The 17,112-nt window shown below is 71.1% G+C and carries 16 protein-coding genes and 1 pseudogene; 7 read left to right on the top strand and 10 right to left on the bottom strand.

Translation table 11 applies throughout. The annotated features are described in order from the left end of the window. Positions 1 to 31 precede the first annotated feature (31 nt). Both AQJ91_RS55575 and AQJ91_RS14935 read left to right on the top strand, forming a co-directional pair. Positions 32 to 250 (top strand): annotated as a pseudogene (locus tag AQJ91_RS55575) (XRE family transcriptional regulator); the annotation flags it as partial. 237 nt (positions 251 to 487) lie between these two features. Further along, positions 488 to 1,519, top strand: a complete 1,032-nt coding sequence (locus AQJ91_RS14935; protein WP_067021025.1) for a GlxA family transcriptional regulator — start codon at positions 488 to 490, stop codon at positions 1,517 to 1,519. Here the strand turns inward: AQJ91_RS14935 and AQJ91_RS14930 are convergent. From AQJ91_RS14930 to AQJ91_RS14915, 4 genes are all read right to left on the bottom strand, one after another. Further along, positions 1,415 to 2,674 (bottom strand): MFS transporter, encoded by a 1,260-nt coding sequence (locus AQJ91_RS14930; protein WP_067021022.1) that lies wholly within the window; start codon positions 2,672 to 2,674, stop codon positions 1,415 to 1,417. The two genes, AQJ91_RS14935 and AQJ91_RS14930, sit on opposite strands and share 105 nt — an antisense overlap. Positions 2,675 to 2,744: 70 nt before the next feature. Further along, entirely contained in the window at positions 2,745 to 3,794 is a 1,050-nt protein-coding gene (locus AQJ91_RS14925) for a Zn-dependent alcohol dehydrogenase (RefSeq protein ID WP_067021019.1), read from the bottom strand. Between the two features lie 12 nt (positions 3,795 to 3,806). Beyond that, a complete protein-coding gene (locus AQJ91_RS14920) occupies positions 3,807 to 4,952 on the bottom strand; it encodes an acyl-CoA dehydrogenase family protein (protein WP_067021016.1) in 1,146 nt (381 codons plus the stop codon). A gap of 135 nt (positions 4,953 to 5,087) precedes the next feature. Further along, on the bottom strand, positions 5,088 to 5,960 hold the full coding sequence (locus AQJ91_RS14915) for an SDR family oxidoreductase (RefSeq protein ID WP_067021013.1): 873 nt from the start codon (positions 5,958 to 5,960) through the stop codon (positions 5,088 to 5,090). Positions 5,961 to 6,055: 95 nt separating this feature from the next. On the opposite strand from AQJ91_RS14915, the gene AQJ91_RS14910 reads away from it, so the two are divergent. Continuing rightward, complete coding sequence (locus AQJ91_RS14910) at positions 6,056 to 6,982, top strand: cyclase family protein (RefSeq protein WP_067021011.1); 927 nt, start codon at positions 6,056 to 6,058, stop codon at positions 6,980 to 6,982. Positions 6,983 to 7,340: 358 nt separating this feature from the next. Here AQJ91_RS14910 and AQJ91_RS14905 read toward each other — a convergent pair whose 3' ends face one another. The 4 genes from AQJ91_RS14905 to AQJ91_RS14890 all read right to left on the bottom strand — a co-directional run bounded on the left by AQJ91_RS14905 (position 7,341) and on the right by AQJ91_RS14890 (position 11,516). Beyond that, positions 7,341 to 7,802, bottom strand: coding sequence for an ATP-binding protein (locus AQJ91_RS14905; protein ID WP_067021008.1), 462 nt, complete (start codon positions 7,800 to 7,802; stop codon positions 7,341 to 7,343). 507 nt (positions 7,803 to 8,309) lie between these two features. After that, the gene (locus AQJ91_RS14900) at positions 8,310 to 9,176 is read right to left on the bottom strand and encodes an acyl-CoA dehydrogenase family protein (protein WP_067021006.1); all 867 of its coding nucleotides are present in this window, start codon (positions 9,174 to 9,176) and stop codon (positions 8,310 to 8,312) included. 7 nt (positions 9,177 to 9,183) lie between these two features. Continuing rightward, a complete protein-coding gene (locus tag AQJ91_RS14895) occupies positions 9,184 to 10,317 on the bottom strand; it encodes an acyl-CoA dehydrogenase family protein (protein ID WP_067021003.1) in 1,134 nt (377 codons plus the stop codon). Positions 10,318 to 10,322: 5 nt separating this feature from the next. Beyond that, positions 10,323 to 11,516 carry an amidohydrolase family protein gene (locus AQJ91_RS14890; protein ID WP_067021000.1) on the bottom strand — a complete coding sequence of 398 codons (1,194 nt, stop codon included), beginning with the start codon at positions 11,514 to 11,516 and terminating at the stop codon, positions 10,323 to 10,325. Between the two features lie 168 nt (positions 11,517 to 11,684). On the opposite strand from AQJ91_RS14890, the gene AQJ91_RS14885 reads away from it, so the two are divergent. After that, entirely contained in the window at positions 11,685 to 13,220 is a 1,536-nt protein-coding gene (locus AQJ91_RS14885; RefSeq protein ID WP_067020996.1) for a class I adenylate-forming enzyme family protein, read from the top strand. Here the strand turns inward: AQJ91_RS14885 and AQJ91_RS14880 are convergent. Next, complete coding sequence (locus AQJ91_RS14880; RefSeq protein WP_067020993.1) at positions 13,199 to 13,711, bottom strand: EF-hand domain-containing protein; 513 nt, start codon at positions 13,709 to 13,711, stop codon at positions 13,199 to 13,201. The genes AQJ91_RS14885 and AQJ91_RS14880 overlap by 22 nt on opposite strands. 159 nt (positions 13,712 to 13,870) lie before the next feature. Here AQJ91_RS14880 and AQJ91_RS14875 point away from each other — a divergent pair, with 159 nt between their 5' ends. Beyond that, positions 13,871 to 14,407 carry a hypothetical protein gene (locus AQJ91_RS14875; RefSeq protein ID WP_407696853.1) on the top strand — a complete coding sequence of 179 codons (537 nt, stop codon included), beginning with the start codon at positions 13,871 to 13,873 and terminating at the stop codon, positions 14,405 to 14,407. Here AQJ91_RS14875 and AQJ91_RS14870 read toward each other — a convergent pair. Beyond that, entirely contained in the window at positions 14,353 to 14,733 is a 381-nt protein-coding gene (locus AQJ91_RS14870) for an STAS domain-containing protein (RefSeq protein WP_067020986.1), read from the bottom strand. The two genes, AQJ91_RS14875 and AQJ91_RS14870, sit on opposite strands and share 55 nt — an antisense overlap. A 343-nt stretch (positions 14,734 to 15,076) precedes the next feature. Between AQJ91_RS14870 and AQJ91_RS14865 the strand changes: the two genes are divergently transcribed. Together AQJ91_RS14865 and AQJ91_RS14860 are read left to right on the top strand one after the other, a co-directional pair. After that, a complete protein-coding gene (locus AQJ91_RS14865; protein WP_067020982.1) occupies positions 15,077 to 15,664 on the top strand; it encodes a sigma-70 family RNA polymerase sigma factor in 588 nt (195 codons plus the stop codon). Further along, on the top strand, positions 15,661 to 17,100 hold the full coding sequence (locus tag AQJ91_RS14860) for a zf-HC2 domain-containing protein (RefSeq protein WP_067020980.1): 1,440 nt from the start codon (positions 15,661 to 15,663) through the stop codon (positions 17,098 to 17,100). Before AQJ91_RS14865 ends, AQJ91_RS14860 begins: the two co-directional genes overlap by 4 nt. Positions 17,101 to 17,112: the final 12 nt, after the last annotated feature.

The raw sequence follows: 17,112 nt of genomic DNA, 5'->3' as shown, positions 1-17,112 counted from the left end.
GCCCCACACGTAAAGATCAAACCTGCGGGTTACGTGGACCGAGCAGACGGCGGCTAACGGGTACCACCAAGGCACCCGATACCACGGTGCGATTCAGCTACTCATCGAGCCGACAGGCCGAAGCATGGCGGGCAAGTGGGTCGGGTTCGGCAAAGACTTCGATGTGAACACGGGCCCGTGGGAGCTGCGCCTACGCGACCGATCGACCGGCCGCGCGAGCATCGAGCGGTACTCGACTACACCGCAGTAAGGGATCGGGGCACTCTCCTACAAGGAACAGCGGGAGTCGCCCTGTGCGGGCGGCCCGGCCGCCGAGTCTGCCCCAACTGGTTCGACCTGGCGGGTGCACAAGATCTGCCCACTCTCATGTTCCCCTGAGCGTCATCATGCGAAATCCTCGTTCAACGGGTCGATGAGCAGGCCCGGCAGGGAGCGGAAGGCGGCAGCCCCGATTGGCCCGAAAGACATCATTCGTCAGGATCGGGCCATGGCCTCTGAGCGCGCGTTCCGCCCGCACCGTGTCGTCGTCCTCGCCCTGGACGGACTGCTCCCCTTCGAGCTGGGCATCCCGCACCGGATCTTCGGCCGTCCCAAGGACGCCGAGCGGCGGCATCTGTACGAGGTGATCACCTGCTCGGTGCGCCCGCCGGGCCCGGTCGAGACCAACGCCGACTTCGCCATCCACGTCCCGAACGGCCCGGAAGCCCTGGCCACCGCCGACACCGTGATCGTCCCGGCGTCGTACGAACTCGGCCCGGTCTACGAGGAGGGCGCCCTGACCGACGAACTGGCCGCCGCGCTCGCCCACATCCGGCCCGGCACCCGGTTCGCCTCCATCTGCACCGGCGTCTACGTCCTCGCCGCCGCCGGCCTCCTCGACGGCCGGCCCGCGACCACGCACTGGGCCGACGCCGAGCGCCTCCAGCGTCTCTTCCCGCGCGTCAGGGTCGACGCGGACGTCCTGTTCATCGACGACGGCGACGTGCTGACCTCGGCGGGCGTGGCGGCCGGGATCGACCTGTGCCTGCACATGGTGCGCCGCGACCACGGCACGGCGGTCGCGAACGAGGTGGCCCGCCGTACCGTCGTACCTCCCCATCGGGACGGCGGGCAAGCGCAGTTCATCCACCGCCCCGTGCCCGACCCGCAGCTGGCGACCACGACCGCCGCGCGCGCCTGGGCGCTGGGCCGGCTGCACGAGCCGATCCAGCTGCGGGACATGGCAGAGCAGGAGGCCATGTCCGTACGGACGTTCACCCGCCGGTTCCGCGAGGAGGTCGGCGTCAGTCCGGGCCAGTGGCTCACCCAGCAGCGCGTCGAGCGGGCCCGGCACCTGCTGGAGTCCACCGGCCTGACCGTCGACCAGGTGGCCCGGGACGCCGGCTTCGGCACGGCCCAGTCGATGCGCCAGCACCTACAGGCGGCGCTCGGGGTCACCCCCACCAGCTATCGGCGCACCTTCCGCGCCGGCGGCGACAGCGGGGTCGGTGTCAACGGGCGGATGCGCAGCGGCACTTGAGCCGTCAAGGCGGGCCTCTCCCCACCAGCCGAGCGCCGTCAGCAGCAGGGTCAGCAGCACGCCGACCAGGATGGCCGTGGACGGTGCCACCAGCTGAAGCAGACCGCCGACGAGGGAACCCGACGCCGCGTAACCCGCGCCCGCGGCCGCGTACATCACGGAGTAACCGGCGGCCAGAACACCCGGCGGCACGGCCTCGCGCAGCGACAGGTTGCGGGTGATCAGCGCGCCCGACTGGAGCGTGCCCGCCAGGACGAGGGCGACCGCGATCCCCGCCGCGCCCGGTATCAGCGCGGCGAGGGTCACGAAGACCGACATGCCGCACATCAGCACCACACTGCGCACACGGAGCCGCCCCGGCCACGACCTCATCCCGTACAGGAACGCCCCGAGCCCCGCGCCCACCGCCAGGCCCGCCAGCATCGGGCCGGACCAGCCGACGCCGATGCCGCGCTGCTCGAGAAGGGCGGGCAGGGTGAGTTCGGCCAGGCCGAGCAGGGTGAGGCTGGCCGCGCCGGTGACGTACACCGGCCAGGCGCGTATCAGAACACGGAGCTTCGCATGCCCTGCGTCCTGCTCCCCGTTGTCCCAGCCGGCAGGCAGCAGCCACAGGCCCGCAGTCGACAACGCCATCAAGGCGGCCGCGAGGAGCAGCGGGACGCGCGGCGCGACCCCGAGGGCGAGGCCGGCGACCGCGACCGGCGAGACCGCCCACACCCCGGACATCAGCATCGACTCGGCGGACAGCGCCTGCGCCACGGCACGTTCCGGGACCAGCGAGGTCAGCAACGCCCGCTGACCACCGGCGGCCGCGGCCGGGGCCGCACCGGCCAGGAACGCGAACGCCCCCAGCACGACGGGGTGCGCCTCGGCCAGCACACCGAGCCCCGCGAACCCCACCGCCCCGAACGCGAGCCCGACGGCCAGATGACGACGGCCGCGAGCCGGGTCCATACGCATCCCGAGGACCGGCGCCCCGATGATCTCGCCGATCACATAGGCCGCCGCGAGGGTCGCACCCAGGGTGTAGCCGCCGGGCCGCTCCCGCGCCAGGAAGACCAGGGCCAACGGCGCCATGGCGACCGGCATACGGGCGGCGACGGCTGTGCAGGCCCAGGTCAGAACCTGCTTGGAGGCGACATCGCGGTAGGTCATGGTGTGAACCGTAGGGGGCGGCACTGACGGTGCGGCAGTGGATTTCCGGGCCTGTGGAAAACTCCGGAGGTCAGAAGGTCAGCACCGCCCGGGCCACCTTCCCCGCCTCCGCGTCCGCCGCCGCCCTCTCGAACTCCTCGACCGGATACGTCTCCGTGACCAGCTCGTCCAGCAGCAGCCGCCCCTCCCGGTACAGCTCGGCGTACAGGGCGATGTCCCGTTGTGGCCGCGAGGAGCCGTAACGGCACCCCAGGATCGACTTGTCCAGGTACATGGACGACACGACGAAGGACGCCTCGGCCCCGGCCGGCGGCACACCGAGCAGGATCGCCTGACCGTGCCGGTCGAGCAGATCGACGGCCTGCCGGATGAGCTCGACCCGCCCCACGCACTCGAAGGCGTGATCCACCCCCGTAGGCAGCAGGTCCCGTACCCCTTCGGTCGAGGTCAGGAAGTCGGTCGCCCCGAACCGCCGAGCAGCCGCCTCCTTCTCCGGATTGGCGTCCACCGCCACGATCCGCAGCGCCCCCGCGATCCGGGCCCCCTGAATGACGTTGAGCCCGACACCGCCCGTGCCGATCACCAGCACCCGGTCCCCCCGGTCCACCTTCGCCCGGTTGAGCACGGCACCGACGCCCGTCAGCACCCCGCACCCGATGAGCGCGGCCGCCGGCATGGGAATGTCCTTGGGGATACGGACGGCCTGCACCGCCCGCACCACGGTCCGCTCGGCGAAGGCGGAGTTGGAGGCGAACTGGTAGACGGACCGGCCGCCCCTGGTGAACGGCTGTCCCGGCCGTCCGATGGCCCGTCGGCACATGGTCGGCCACCCCCGGTCGCACTCCGCGCAGGCACCGCAGTTGGCCAGCGTGGACAGCGCGACATGGTCCCCGGGCCCGACGTGCGCGACCCCCGCGCCCACGGCCTCCACCACCCCCGCCCCCTCGTGCCCCAGCACCACAGGAACCGGGAAGGGGATGGTCCCGTCCACCACCGACAGATCGGAGTGACACAACCCCGCCGCCGAGATCGTGACCAGCACCTCCCCGGCCCCCGGCTCCCGCACCTCGAGATCGTCCACGACCTCGGTCTGCTTCCCGTCGAACACCACGCCTCGCATCACACAGCCACCTCAGCCTCTCGGTTCCTTCGGCAGGCCGAGCACCCGCTCGGCGATGATCGTGCGCTGGATCTGATCGGAGCCGCCGTAGATGGTGTCGGCCCGCGAGAACAGGAACAGGTGCTGCAACGCGTCGAGTTCGTACGGCGCCGACGCCGACCACGCCACCGGCCCCACCGCCGCCTCGGCACCCCGTACGGCCATCGCCAGCTCCCCGAGCCGCTGATGCCACCCGCCCCACAGCAGCTTGGCCACACTCGACGCGCCCGTGTCCCCGGAACCCCCCAGAGTCCGCAGGGCGTTCCACCGCATCACCCGCAACTCGGCCCACTGCCGCACAAGGCGCTCACGCAGGACGGGATCCCCGACGGCCCCCGTACGCAGGGCAGTCCGCACAACGCGCCCCAACTCCCCGGCGAACCCGATCTGCTGGGCCAGCGTGGACACCCCCCGCTCGAACCCGAGCAGGCTCATGGCCACCCGCCAGCCCTCACCCTCTCCCCCCACGACATGCTCCACGCGCGCGTGCGCCCCGTCGAAGAACACCTCGTTGAAGTCGCCGGTGCCGGTCATCTGCCGAATCGGCCGGACCTCGATCCGCCCCGGCTGGTCCATGGGCACGAGCAGAAAGGTCAGCCCGTGATGCCGACGAGACCCGGCTTCCGTACGGGCCAGCACAAAACACCAGTCGGCCTCATGGGCGAGCGAGGTCCAGATCTTCTGCCCGGTGACCCGGTAAACCCCCTCCGAGTCCCGCACGGCCACGGTCCGCACCCCGGCGAGATCGGACCCGGCCCCGGGCTCGCTGTACCCCTGGCACCAGAGCTCCTCACCGGCGGCGATCGGCGGCAGAAAGCGAGCCTTCTGCGCATCACTGCCGTGGGCGAGGAGGGTGGGGGCGAGAAGCTTCTCGCCGATGTGCCCGGAGCGCGGAGGCGCCCCCGAACGCGCATACTCCTCGGCCCAGACCACCTGCTGGGTAAGGGAGGCAACCCGATTCCCGTACCCCACCTCCCCCCAGGAAAGCCCAATCCAACCCCCCTTCCCAAGGACCCGCTCCCAGCTACGCCGATCCTGCCCACCGTCGGCATGCGCACAGAGCCAAGCCTTCGCTTCGGCCCGAAAGGCCTCGTCCTCAGCACCAAACCCAAACTCCACAGGGCTCCCCTCTCAACGCCGGACACGTGCAGGCACCTGAGGGGCGCGGGGCTGTGCCATATGCGGCTCCGCCGCGTGGGCGCGACAAGCCACAACGAACCCGCAGCCGCCGAACACCCCAAATCCCCCACCCCCCTAGGCCCCCGACCCCGGCCCCTCCAACAACGGCATCGGATCCACCCCCACCACCCCCGGCAAAACCTCAGCAACCCGCTCCGGCGTCCAGGAACCCTCGGCATACGCAGCGCGCAGCTCCCGCGGCTGAGCCCAGACCGCCAACTTCGCCCCAGCCATCGTGTACACCTGCCCGGTGATCCCCCGAGCCCCGTCGGACAGCAGGTACACCACCAGCGCGGCGACATCCTCCGGCTCCCCGATCTCCGGCAACGCCACCGGCACCTTCGCCGACATCCGCGTACGAGCGACCGGCGCCACCGCATTGGCGGTAACCCCGTACTTGTTCAGCCCCAACGCCGCACTCCGAACCAGCGAGATGATCCCGCCCTTGGCCGCGCTGTAGTTGGCCTGCGATACAGACCCCTGGTGGTTCCCGCTGGTGAACCCGATCAGCGTCCCCGCCCGCTGCTGCCGCATCACCGCCGAGGCCGCCCGGAACACCGTGAACGTGCCCTTCAGATGCGTGGCGACGACCGGATCCCACTCCTCCTCGGTCATGTTGAACAGCATCCGCTCCCGCAGAATCCCGGCAACACAGACGACCCCGTCCAGCCGCCCGAACGACGACACCGCAGCATCAACAACCCGCTGCCCGCCTGCCATCGTGGACACGTCGTCGGCCACCGCGACGGCCTCCCCACCCGCCGCCTCGATCTCCTTGACCACACCCTCGGCAACCTCACTGGTCGGCGAGGCCCCGTCCACAGAAACGCCGTAGTCGTTGACGACAACCCGCGCCCCTTCGGCGGCAGCCGCGAGCGCGACCGCCCGCCCGATGCCACGCCCCGCACCCGTCACGGCGACGACCTTGTCTGCCAAGAAGTTCCCCATGCCCGGCCCCTTCCCGCAGTTTCTGACGGTCCGTTAGATTCGACTCAGATTCTACGACCCGTCAGATACCCGGCGACAAGCCCCGGGGAGGGCTCATGTCACTGCCCGACGAGTTCCACGAGATCGCCAAGCGCGTGAACAACTGGGGCCGTTGGGGCGCCGACGACGAGATCGGCACCCTGAACCTGATCACCGACGAGGTGGTGCGCGAGGCCGCGGCCGAGGTCCGCACCGGCCGCCGGATCCCGCTCGCCCTCCCCCTCCAGCAGGACGGCGTGCAGACCGGGATGATGCCGGGCCGCGTCAACCCGCTGCACGCCATGGTGCAGATCAACCAGGAGATCTTCGGCCCGGGAACGGTCGCCTGCAGCGACGACGCCGTGACGATGGGCCTCCAGGCCGGCACCCACTGGGACGCGCTCACCCATGTCTCACACTCCGGCAGGCTCTACAACGGCCGCCCCGCCGACACCATCACCCCCCACGCAGGCGCCCAGTTCAGCGGCATCGACAAGGCTCGGCACATCGTCTCGCGCGGGGTGCTGCTGGACGTCGCCCGCGCCCATGGCAAGGACCGCCTCGACGGCGGGCACGCCGTCACGCCCGAGGACCTCGACGCCGCCGAGGATCTCGCGGGCACGCGCGTGCGCGCCGGCGACATCGTGCTCGTACGGACCGGACAGGTGCAGGTGTATCTCGCCGGGGACAAGCACGCGTACGCGTTCCCGTCGCCCGGACTTTCGGTCCGTACGCCGGAGTGGTTCCACGCCCGCGATGTCGCCGCCGTCGCCAACGACACCCTCACATTTGAGATCTTTCCGCCCGAGATCGAGGATCTGTGGCTGCCCGTGCACGCGCTCGACCTGGTGGAGATGGGGATGCTCCAGGGCCAGAACTGGAATCTCGAAGAGTTGTCCACAACCTGTGGACAAGAGAGCCGCTACGCGTTCCTGCTGTCGGCGATGCCCGAACCGTTCACCGGCGCCACGGGAACTCCGGTGGCACCGGTAGCGATTCTGTAGGAGGTGAGGAGTCCGACTGGCGGCGCGCTGCTGCCCACCCCGAGCGCGGCTCCGCGCGCCGCCATCCGAATCCGGCGTTCCCGCCCAGCCCCTCCTGCCCCCGAGAGACCGACGCCGGATCACGACCCACACTCGCCGAGGGTTCCCGCCACCGAAACCCTCGTCGTCCCCTCGCGGCGAATCGCTGACCACAAGCGTGATCAAACGGACACGCGGCGTCAACACCTGTTTGGGGATTTATTACTTACGCCCTATTTGCAGTAGGCGCGCACTGAGGCACGGCCCGGCGCATCATCACTCGCGTGACACAGGAAGGCCAAGATCTTTGCCACCATGCACCGCCCCGCACTCCGGGGCGTCACACCGCCTCGAAGGCCAGCCCTTCGCACGCCGAAGCGCCACCCGCGTACGCCGTCGCACCCTCGTGTGACTGTGCGCACCGGTCGAGTTCGCACCAGATGCGCTTGCCGGCGCCCTCGGGGCTCCAGCCCCACCGGTCGGCGAGCCCGTCGACGAGCGCCAGCCCGCGGCCGCCCGTCTCGTCGCCGTCCACACACCGCGGCACCGGCGCCCGGTCGCTGCTGTCGGCCACTTCGAGGCGCACGGTGGCCGACTCCTCAGCGCCGCCCCGCAGGGACAGCCGCAGCACGGCCGGACAGCCGGTGTGCACCACGGCGTTGGTGACGAGTTCGGAGATGAGCAGGATCAGGGTCTCGGCGAGCGGCTCGTCGGCTCCTATCCCGGACCCGGCGAGCCGCGAGCGGGCCCATCGCCGGGCCCGCCCCACTTCAGCGGGGTCGGGTCGGATCTCCAGCTGCACTTGAAGCACCTGCACCGCTCACACCATCCGAACCGGCGGACACTTAGCCCCGCGCCTCACGAGGGCCACGATCGTAGCCATTTTTTGCATGGCCAGAACAATGGCCGGACCCAGGGTCACGGAACGTGAATCCCTTGCATGACAGCATGGTTGACGTACAGTCACCCCAACAAGCGCTTCGGGCATATTCCAGCGCGAAGGAGTACCCGTGCGGCATACTGTGCGACGCTCATTGCGGGAAGTCGAACAGGCGGGGGCAGAAAGCCCTCTCACCCTGCGGGCAGCGGCGCGCACCGCCGGATCCGGAGCCGCCTCAGAGGCAACACCGGCATGGCTCGTGCTCAGAACCACTCGCATCTGACACAAGGTACCGGAGCGGGACAGCGACTCCAGGTCGTGACGAGTCACACCTAGGACACAAGCCGATATCAACGCTCCGTAATTCCGGTATGCCACAATCCGCGACATCCGTACCGGCCTTCCTGAAGACACCGCAGCCCAGCACCCTCAGGCCACCAGATCGGCCGCGAGCAGCTCCTCACTCTGCGTGACTCCGCCGCCACGCTGTGCCCGCACCCAGGCCCGTTTCAGCAGCAGATGCACCTCGGACTCCCAGGTGAAGCCCATGCCGCCGTGTACCTGGAGGCAGTCGCGGGCGCCGCGTACGGCGGCCTCGTCGGAGAGCAGCCGGGCCGCGGCGATGTCCGCACGGTCGCCCGTGACGGCCGCCGCGTACACGGCGGCCCGGGCCACCTCCACCCGCGCCAGCAGCTCCGCGCACAGGTGCTTGACGGCCTGGAAGCCCCCGATCGGCTGCCCGAACTGCTCACGGGTCCGGGCGTGTTGCACGGCGAGCTCGCACGCGCGCGTGGCGGTGCCGAGCTGCTCGGCGGCGGTCAGGAGTACGGCGACGGGATCGGCGACCCCGGCCGCCCCGGGGGCCCGGTGCAGCGGCGTCAGCGGATCGACCGACCGCAGCGGTACGGCGCCGGCGGCATCCCCGCGGACGACGTCCGCTTCCGCCAGCCACTCCACCAGCCCGCCGTCGACGGCCGCCACGACCGTCTCCCCCGTGGCGGCCCCGGCCACGGTCCCGGCGGCGAGATGGGTGGCCAGCAGCGGCCCGGGCAGCAGTGCCCGCCCCGCCTCCTCGAAGGCCAACACGGCCTCGGGCAGCCCGAGTCCCACTCCGCCCTCCGCCTCCGGCACCCGCAGCGCGAAGAACCCGGCGGCCCCGAGCTCCCGCCACAGCGCACGGTCGAGACCGGGCTCCGCCACCGCCGCCCACAGGGCGTCCCGGTCGAACCGCCGGACCAGCAGTCCCCGCACACCGTCCCGCAACGCCCGCTGGTCCTCGGTGAGTTGAAACCGCATGACGACCTCACCGCCCCTTCGGCAGCCCGAGGATCCGCTCGGCCACGATGTTCCGCTGGATCTGCGAGGTGCCGGCGGCGATGGTGTACGACAGCGAGGACAGCCGGTCGGGCACCCACGGCCGGTCGAGGTCGAGGGCCTCGGGGCCGAGGACGTCGGCGGCGGCGTCGTAGAGCTCCTGACGGGCATGCGAATACCTCAGTTTGAAAACCGAACCCGCGACGCCGGGTACGCCCCCGCCGGTCTCCGCCGCGCTCACGTTCCACTGCGTCAGCCGCCACAGCGCCCGGAACTCGGCGTTCAGCCGCCCCAGCCACCGCCGGAGTGCGGGATCGTCCCAGCGCCCGTTCTTCCGTGCCTCGGCGGCGAGTTCGCGCAGCACGCGCCGGCAGGCGACGACCTCCCCGACAAAGGCCGTACCGCGCTCGAAGGACAGCGTCACCATCGTCACGCGCCACCCGTCGTTCTCGTCCCCCACCCGGTTGGCCACCGGCACCCGCACCTCGTCGAGGAACACCTCGGCGAACTCGGCCGACCCGGCGAGGGTCCTGAGCGGCCGTACGGTGATGCCCGGCGCGTCCATGGGCAGGGCGAGCCAGGTGATGCCCCGGTGCTTCGGCGCGTCCGGATCCGTCCGCACCAACAGCTCGCACCAGTCGGCGACTTCGGCGTGCGAGGTCCAGATCTTGGACCCGTTCACCACGTAGTCGTCGCCGTCCCGCCACGCGCGCGTGCGCAGCGCCGCCAGGTCGGAACCGGCGTCCGGTTCGCTGAAGCCCTGGCACCACACCTCGTCGCCGCGCAGGATCGGCGGCAGCCAGCGCGCCCGCTGCCCGTCCGTCCCCTCGGCGGCGATGGTCGGCCCGGCGTGCAGCAGCCCCACGAAGTTGGCGCCCACATAGGGCGCGCCCGCCTTCTCGGTCTCCTCCAGGAAGATCAGCCGCATGGTCGGGGAGGCGTCCCAGTGCACGTCGGCGTACCCGGCGTCGTACAGCGTCCGCTGCCAGCCGAGGTCGTAGGCGCGGCGCGCGGGCCAGTCGTCGGGGGAGGGTTTCGGCGGAAGGGACGGCAGCGTCTTGCGCAGCCACTCCCTCAGCCGCGCCCGGAAGTCCGCCTCCTCGGCCGTGTACGACAGGTCCATGGGGGCTACTTGTCGAAGTCCAGGTCGAGCATGCGGATCGCGTTCCCGCGCATCAGCTTGTAGACCGTCTCGTCGTCGAGGCCCTTCACATGGTCGAGGGCGACCTCCTTGGTGTGCGGGAAGGTCGAGTCGACGTGCGGGTAGTCGGTCTCGAAGGTGGCGTTGTCGCGGCCGATGACGTCCAGGGACGCGATGCCGTGCTTGTCGCGGAAGAAGCAGCAGAAGATCTGCCGGTAGTAGTACGTCGAGGGCGGCTCGGGGATCAGGTCCTTCACGCCACCCCACGCGCGGTGCTCCTCCCAGACGTCGTCGGCGCGCTCCAGGGCGTACGGGATCCAGCCCATCTGCCCTTCGCTGTAGGCGAGTTTGAGCCGGGGGAACTTGACCAGGACGCCGCTGAACAGGAAGTCCATCATCGAGGCCATGGCGTTGTTGAAGCTGAGGGAGGCCTGGACGGCGGGCGGGGCGTCCGGTGAGGCGGCCGGCATCTGGGACGAGGACCCGATGTGCATGTTGACGACGGTCCCGGTCTCCTCGCAGGCCGCGAAGAACGGGTCCCAGTAGCCGGAGTGGATCGACGGCAGCCCGAGGTAGGTGGGGATCTCGGAGAAGGTCACCGCCCGCACGCCCCGCGCGGCGTTCCGCCGGATCTCCGCGACCGCCAGTTCGACGTCCCACAGCGGGATCAGGCACAGCGGGATCAGCCGGCCGCCGCTGTCACCGCACCACTCCTCCACCATCCAGTCGTTGTAGGCGCGCACACAGGCCAGCGCGACCTCCTTGTCCTTCGCCTCGGCGAAGGTCTGCCCGCAGAACCGCGGGAAGGTCGGGAAGCACAGGGAGGCCTCGACGTGGTTGAGGTCCATGTCGGCCAGCCGCGCCTTGGGGTCCCAGCACCCGCGCCGCATCTGGTCGTAGGTGATGCCCTCGAGGGTCATCTCGTCCCGGGAGAAGCCGACGGCCGCGATGATGCGCCGGTAGGGGGACTTCAGGTCCTCGTAGATCCACCAGTCGGTGGGCGGGCCGTCCGGATCCATCGTGATCTTGTACTTGCCGCCGATGTAGGCGAGTTCGCCGATGCCGGCCCTCAGGTGCTGGGGGCCGTGGTCCCGGTACCTGGCGGGCAGCCAGGTCTCGAAGAGGTGCGCGGGCTCGATCACGTGGTCGTCGACGCTGATGATACGGGGCAGTTCGGCCATGGGTCCCTCCGCCGGAGATACGGGAGATGCTGAGACACGTACGAATCTGATGACCCGTCAGATAGCGCGCTACGGGCAGGCTAGTCCCGCGCCTCTGGACCGACAAGGCGCCGGGCCCTACGCTCTGCCCACGATCTGACTGACCGTCAGCTGACGCAGGGGGCTGTCATGAACGACACCGCGTACGCCCTGAGCTCCTCCCGCACCCTCTGGGACCTGGCCGCCGACCGCGCCGGCCGCACCCCCGACCGCCCGGTCCTCCTCCAAGGCGACCGCACCCTCACCTTCGGCGAGCTCCGCGACCGTGCCGAGCGGGTGGCGGCCGGCCTGTACGGCATGGGCGTACGCCCCGGCACGGTCGTCGCCTGGCAGCTGCCCACCCGTATCGAGACGGCGGTGCTGTCCTTCGCGCTGGCCCGCCTGGGAGCCGTGCAGTCCCCCGTCATCCCCTTCTACCGGGACCGCGAGGTCGGGTTCGCGCTGCGGGAGTCGAAGGCCGAGTACTTCGCCGTACCCGGCGAGTGGCGCGGCTTCGACCACACGGCGATGGCACGGCGGCTGGGCGCCAAGGGCGTCTTCGAGGCCTACGACGAACTCCCCGACGGCGACCCGTCCGCACTCCCCGCGCCACCCTCCGACGGCACGGCCGTCCGCTGGATCTACTGGACCTCGGGGACCACCTCCGACCCCAAGGGCGTCCTGCACACGGACCGCTCCCTGCTCGCGGGCGGCTCGTGCCTGGCGCACGCACTGCGCCCGACGTCGGCCGACGTCGGTTCGATCGCCTTCCCGTACGCCCATATCGGCGGCCCGGACTACATGGTGATGCTGCTGCTGTACGGCTTCCCGGCGGTGATGTTCGAGCAGTTCGCGCTGCCGGACGCGCTGGAGGGGTACCGCAGGCACGGCGTGACGATGGCCGGCGGCTCGACGGCGTTCTACTCCATGTTCCTCACCGAGCAGCGCAAGCAGCCGGACCAGAAGGTCATCCCTTCGCTACGGCTGCTCGCGGGCGGCGGGGCACCCAAGCCGCCGGAGGTGTACCACGCCGTCGTACGGGAGATGGGTGTGCAGCTCACCCACGGGTACGGCATGACCGAGGTGCCGATGATCACGATGGGAGCGCCGGACGACACCGTGGAGAACCTGGCGACGACGGAGGGGCGGCCCCCGGAGGGGATGGAGATACGGATCGTCGGCGGGGAGGTGCGGTTGCGCGGGGAGGCGGTGTGCCGGGGTTATCTGGATCCGGCGCAGACGGCGGAGGCCTTCGACGCGGAGGGGTTCCTGCGCACCGGTGACCTCGGGCGGCTCACCGACAGCGGGCACCTCGTCCTCACCGGGCGGCTGAAGGACGTGATCATCCGCAAGGGCGAGAACGTCTCGGCGAAGGAGATCGAGGACCTGCTGCACCGGCATCCGGGCGTCGGGGACGTGGCGGTGATCGGGCTGCCGGACGCCGGGCGCGGGGAGCTGGTGTGCGCCGTGGTCGAACAGCCGGAGGGGGCCGAGCCGTTGTCGCTCGGGGCGGTGACGGCGTATCTGCGCGCGGAAGGGCTGTCGACGCACAAGCTGCCGGAGCGGCTGGAGGTGGTGGACGCCCTTCCGCGCAACGAGACGCTGCGGAAGGTACTGAAGTACAAGCTCAGGGAGCGCTTCTCAGGTCAGTCGGGCACGGTGAATCACTCAGGCACGGTGAAGTAGCGCGCGAACGCCGTCACGATCTCGCCCTCGCCCACCCTGCCGTCGCCGTCACCGTCGAGCGCGGCGGCGGCCGTCAGCGCCAGGTCCTCACTCACGCCCAGGATCCGGAGCACGCGCGCGGTGTCCGTGACGCTGGCCGCACCGTCGCCGTCCGGGTTGGCCACGGCGAGGGCGGCGTGCAGGAAGGGGCGGGCGATCTCGGCGAACCGGTCCGGGTTGTCGCGCAGGCGCTTGACCGCGCCGTTCACGAACTCGTCCCGGGTGATGCGCTGATCACCGTCCCGGTCCGCAATCCCGGCCATGCCCTGCCAGAACGCCTCGGCACCGAGGTACAACGCCTGGCCCTTGTCGGAGCGGGCCGCCGTACCGAACTCCGCGAGCAGCGCCTTGGCCGCCACGCTGAAGTCCTCCCGGTCGATGTAGCCGTTGCCGTCCTGGTCGAAGGTGGCGAACCGGGCGGCGATCCTGCGCTCGTACTCGCTGCTGACCATGTCTCTTCGTGCCGCCTTTACGTCACGTGGGGCTGTATCTGGCACGGAGCGTACGACGCGGAGGCCCTTCCGGGCGCGGGAAAGCGGCGGTTGTGCCAAGACCGGGGGAATTTCGGGACAACGGTGTGGCAGGGAGTGGACGTACGGTCAACTGTCCGTATGGAGACGGTGGCGGCAAGTGTCATAGCGGTGGTCGGGACGCTGCTCGGTGCGGGGATCACGCACATGTTCCAGCGGCGGTCGCTGGAACGGACGGAGACGTCGGCGCGGCGGGAACGGCTCAGGCAGGAGCGCCTCGACGCGTACTGCTCGTACGCGGGACTGCTGGTGAGCCTGCGGCGCGTGCTGGTCAGCCGCTGGTACTGCGTCACGGAGAACCGCCCCGCCGAGGAGGCCAAGGAGGCGCGCTACCGCTCCTACGACCTGCGCTCCGAGGCCCAGGAAGCGCTGTTCCGGGTACTGATGCTGACCGCCGACGACCTGGTCGTACGGCAGGCGAAGGAGGCGTTCGACCAGGTGCTGGAGATGCACCACACGACGGACGTCCAGGAGTTCGCCGACCGGCGGTGCGCGACGAAGGACCTCATCGACGCGTTCGTCGCGGCCGCGAAGCGGGACGTCGGGGGGCCCGTGACGCCCGTTCAGGCCGACAGGGGCCGGGCCTCCTCGTCCACGGCCGCCGCGATGTCCGGGTAGACCTCGAACAGCCGGCGCACGCCCAGCGCGCCCAGTACGCGGTTGACGTGGGAGCCGTCGGCCGCGCCGTGGGCCGGGAGGATCAGGTGGAGCCGGCCCCGGCAGGAGCGGATGAGGCGGCGGGCGGCTATGAGGACGCCGACGCCGCTGGAGTCGCAGAAATAGACCTCGGAGAGGTCGAGGACGAGACTGTGGCGGCCCTCGGCCACCGCGTCGTGGATGCGCTGACGCAGCGCCGGCGATGTCACCAGGTCCAGTTCGCCCGACACTTGGAGCACGGCCCAGTCGCCGTGCTCGCCGCCGGTCACGTTGAACGCCACCACCATGCCCTTCGCTCGCCGGAACGCAAATGGAAGCCAGCCCTTCGCTTCCTTGCAGCGCGGCTGCCCAGCGGCTGTGCCCTGAAACACCGCCCCAGAAACGGAAACCGATCGAAAGAGGCTTGTTTCCATCGGATTCGATCCTGTTCGATCAGGTCTGATCGAACGGTGCGCGGGTAGGCGCCGCGACGGACGTGTGCGCGAGGGGCGTCAAGGTCCACTACCACCTGCCGCCCGCCAGGGGCGCGCATTGGCACAAAGGGGCGTGCGCGGTCCGAGGTGCCGACTACATTCGAGGAGACGGTGAGCGCACGCTTGGCTCGGGCAACAGGCACGGCAAGGGGGCCGCATGGCGAAGAAGGACGCACCGCCCCGCTGGGACCGCAGGATGCAGCAGCGGCTGGCACGCGGTGAGGCGGCCGCCCTCGGCGAGCTCTACGACCGCTTCGCCTCGCTCGTGCACGGCCTCGCCCACACCGTCCTGGGCGACGAACGCGCCGCCGACGGCATCACCCGCGACGTCTTCGCCCACGTCTGGGAGCACCCCGACGCCTACGACCCCAAACAGGGCCCCCTGCGCTCCTGGGTCGCCACCCTGACCCACCGGCTCGCCGTGCAGCGCCTGCGCGCCACCGAGACCGCCGCCCTCGCCCAGGCCGGCCGCGGCACCACCGAGGAACTGGAGCGCAGGGTGCGGCACGCCTCGGTCGCCGCCCGCGCCGACTACATCGTCCAGTCCATGCCCGTCCCGCTGCGTGCCGCCCTGGAGCTGGCCTACTTCCAGCGCCGCGACTACCGCCAGACCGCCGTCGACCTCGGCGTCACCGAGGACGAGGCCCGCCGCCGCCTCCGCCTGGGCCTCCAGCTGCTCTCCACGGCCCACGACGCCGGAGCCGCCGCCCCGGGAGCACCACCGGGATACGGGGGTGCGGTGTGAACGAGGCGGGCCGGCTCGAGGCGTACGACGAGCATGAGACGGACGGCGAGAAGGATTACGAGGAGAGGCAGCACGAGGAGAAGGAGTACGAGGAGAAGGAGCACGACGGCCAGGAGCCGTATGACGGCCCCGGCGAGGGCAAGGACGACAAGACCGCCGACGACGGCCCGGGCGGACCCGGCGACGGCACCCCGCCCACCACCCCGTCCCCCGACCCGGACCGCCCGCCCCTCATACCGCTTCCCCGCGCCTCCGTCGAGGACGGCGGCCGCCCCCTGCCCACGCCGGCGGACCTCGGCGACCCGGCCCCCCGCCCGGCACCGCTCGTCCTCGAACACCGCGTCCTGAAGGCGCTGCTCGGCGCGTGGGCGCTGGCCGCCTGCTCGCCGGAGGAGACGGCCGCCGTCGAGGAGCACCTCGGCGACTGCGGCGCCTGCGCCGACGAGGCACTGCGGCTGCGCGAGGCGGTCGGCCTGCTGCACCAGCCCGAGAGCCTCGACCTGGACCCGGCCCTGCGCACCCGCGTCCTGGAGGGCTGCCTGGAGCGGCGCCCGCCGCGTATCCCGGTGCCCGGCTGGGCGGCGCCGTACGACGCCGAGACCGCGCGCCTCGACGCCCTGCTGCAGGACTTCGGGGACGCCGAGTGGCACGCGCCCGTGCGGCTGAAGTGGTTCGAGGCCGACAAGGAGACGAGCCGCCGTACGACCGTCGCCGGGGTGATCGCACACCTGCTCATGGTCGACGGGCTGGTCGGCATCGGGCTGGGCCTGGACGACCCGATGGGCGACGTGACCGCGGACCGCCCGACACCGGCCGCGCGCACGGAGGCGTACTGGCGCACCTCGCACTTCCCGCCCACCCGCTCCGTCCGCGCACCCTGGCGGGAACAGAGCCACGACCTGGTGCGCACGGTGTCGTTCACCGGTGGCACGGCGGGCAGACTGGCGATCTCGTACGGCGACTTCGAGCTGCCGCTGCACGACGCGATGCTGGACCGGGCGTTCGAGTGCTGGGTGCACGCGGAGGACATCGCCGAGGCGGTGGACTACCCGTACACCCCGCCGTCCCCACACCACCTGCACGACATGATCGACCTGGCGGCCCGCATGCTCCCCACCGCACTGGCGGTACGCCGCCGCACCGGCCTGGCCTCCCCGGGCCCCGGCCGCCACCTGGTCCCCGCGGGCAGCCCCGGCCGCAGCCTCCGCCTGGAGATCGAGGGCCTGGGCGGCGGCGAGTGGCTGATCCCCCTGGACTCCCCCGCGGCGCTCGGCTCGGCGGACTTCGAGGTGGCCCACGTGGCCTTGGACGGCGCGGAGTTCGGCCGCCTGGCAGCCGGCCACGTGTCGCCGACGGAGGCAGCAGCGGGTCAGGTAGGAGACCGCGAGGCGATCAGGGACGTCCTGTTCGCAGCAGCGTCCCTGAGCAGGATGTAGGGGCTGGCAGTG

Source organism: Streptomyces dysideae, assembly GCF_001514305.1.
GTDB classification, from domain to species: Bacteria; Actinomycetota; Actinomycetes; order Streptomycetales; family Streptomycetaceae; genus Streptomyces; species Streptomyces dysideae.
The sequence above is the reverse complement of the archived record's forward strand: the minus strand, read 5'-3'. Positions and strand labels throughout refer to the sequence as shown.

What these genes read in the sequence shown, in the direction of transcription:
- AQJ91_RS14915 (WP_067021013.1), bottom strand. Translation starts at nt 5,960, where the DNA reads ATGGGGAACTTCTTGGCAGACAAGGTCGTCGCCGTGACGGGTGCGGGG.
- AQJ91_RS14890 (WP_067021000.1), bottom strand. Translation starts at nt 11,516, where the DNA reads ATGGCCGAACTGCCCCGTATCATCAGCGTCGACGACCACGTGATCGAG.
- AQJ91_RS14880 (WP_067020993.1), bottom strand. Translation starts at nt 13,711, where the DNA reads ATGGTCAGCAGCGAGTACGAGCGCAGGATCGCCGCCCGGTTCGCCACC.
- AQJ91_RS14885 (WP_067020996.1), top strand. Translation starts at nt 11,685, where the DNA reads ATGAACGACACCGCGTACGCCCTGAGCTCCTCCCGCACCCTCTGGGAC.
- AQJ91_RS14900 (WP_067021006.1), bottom strand. Translation starts at nt 9,176, where the DNA reads ATGCGGTTTCAACTCACCGAGGACCAGCGGGCGTTGCGGGACGGTGTG.
- AQJ91_RS14895 (WP_067021003.1), bottom strand. Translation starts at nt 10,317, where the DNA reads ATGGACCTGTCGTACACGGCCGAGGAGGCGGACTTCCGGGCGCGGCTG.
- AQJ91_RS14870 (WP_067020986.1), bottom strand. Translation starts at nt 14,733, where the DNA reads ATGGTGGTGGCGTTCAACGTGACCGGCGGCGAGCACGGCGACTGGGCC.
- AQJ91_RS14935 (WP_067021025.1), top strand. Translation starts at nt 488, where the DNA reads ATGGCCTCTGAGCGCGCGTTCCGCCCGCACCGTGTCGTCGTCCTCGCC.
- AQJ91_RS14875 (WP_407696853.1), top strand. Translation starts at nt 13,871, where the DNA reads ATGGAGACGGTGGCGGCAAGTGTCATAGCGGTGGTCGGGACGCTGCTC.
- AQJ91_RS14910 (WP_067021011.1), top strand. Translation starts at nt 6,056, where the DNA reads ATGTCACTGCCCGACGAGTTCCACGAGATCGCCAAGCGCGTGAACAAC.
- AQJ91_RS14925 (WP_067021019.1), bottom strand. Translation starts at nt 3,794, where the DNA reads ATGCGAGGCGTGGTGTTCGACGGGAAGCAGACCGAGGTCGTGGACGAT.
- AQJ91_RS14930 (WP_067021022.1), bottom strand. Translation starts at nt 2,674, where the DNA reads ATGACCTACCGCGATGTCGCCTCCAAGCAGGTTCTGACCTGGGCCTGC.
- AQJ91_RS14865 (WP_067020982.1), top strand. Translation starts at nt 15,077, where the DNA reads ATGGCGAAGAAGGACGCACCGCCCCGCTGGGACCGCAGGATGCAGCAG.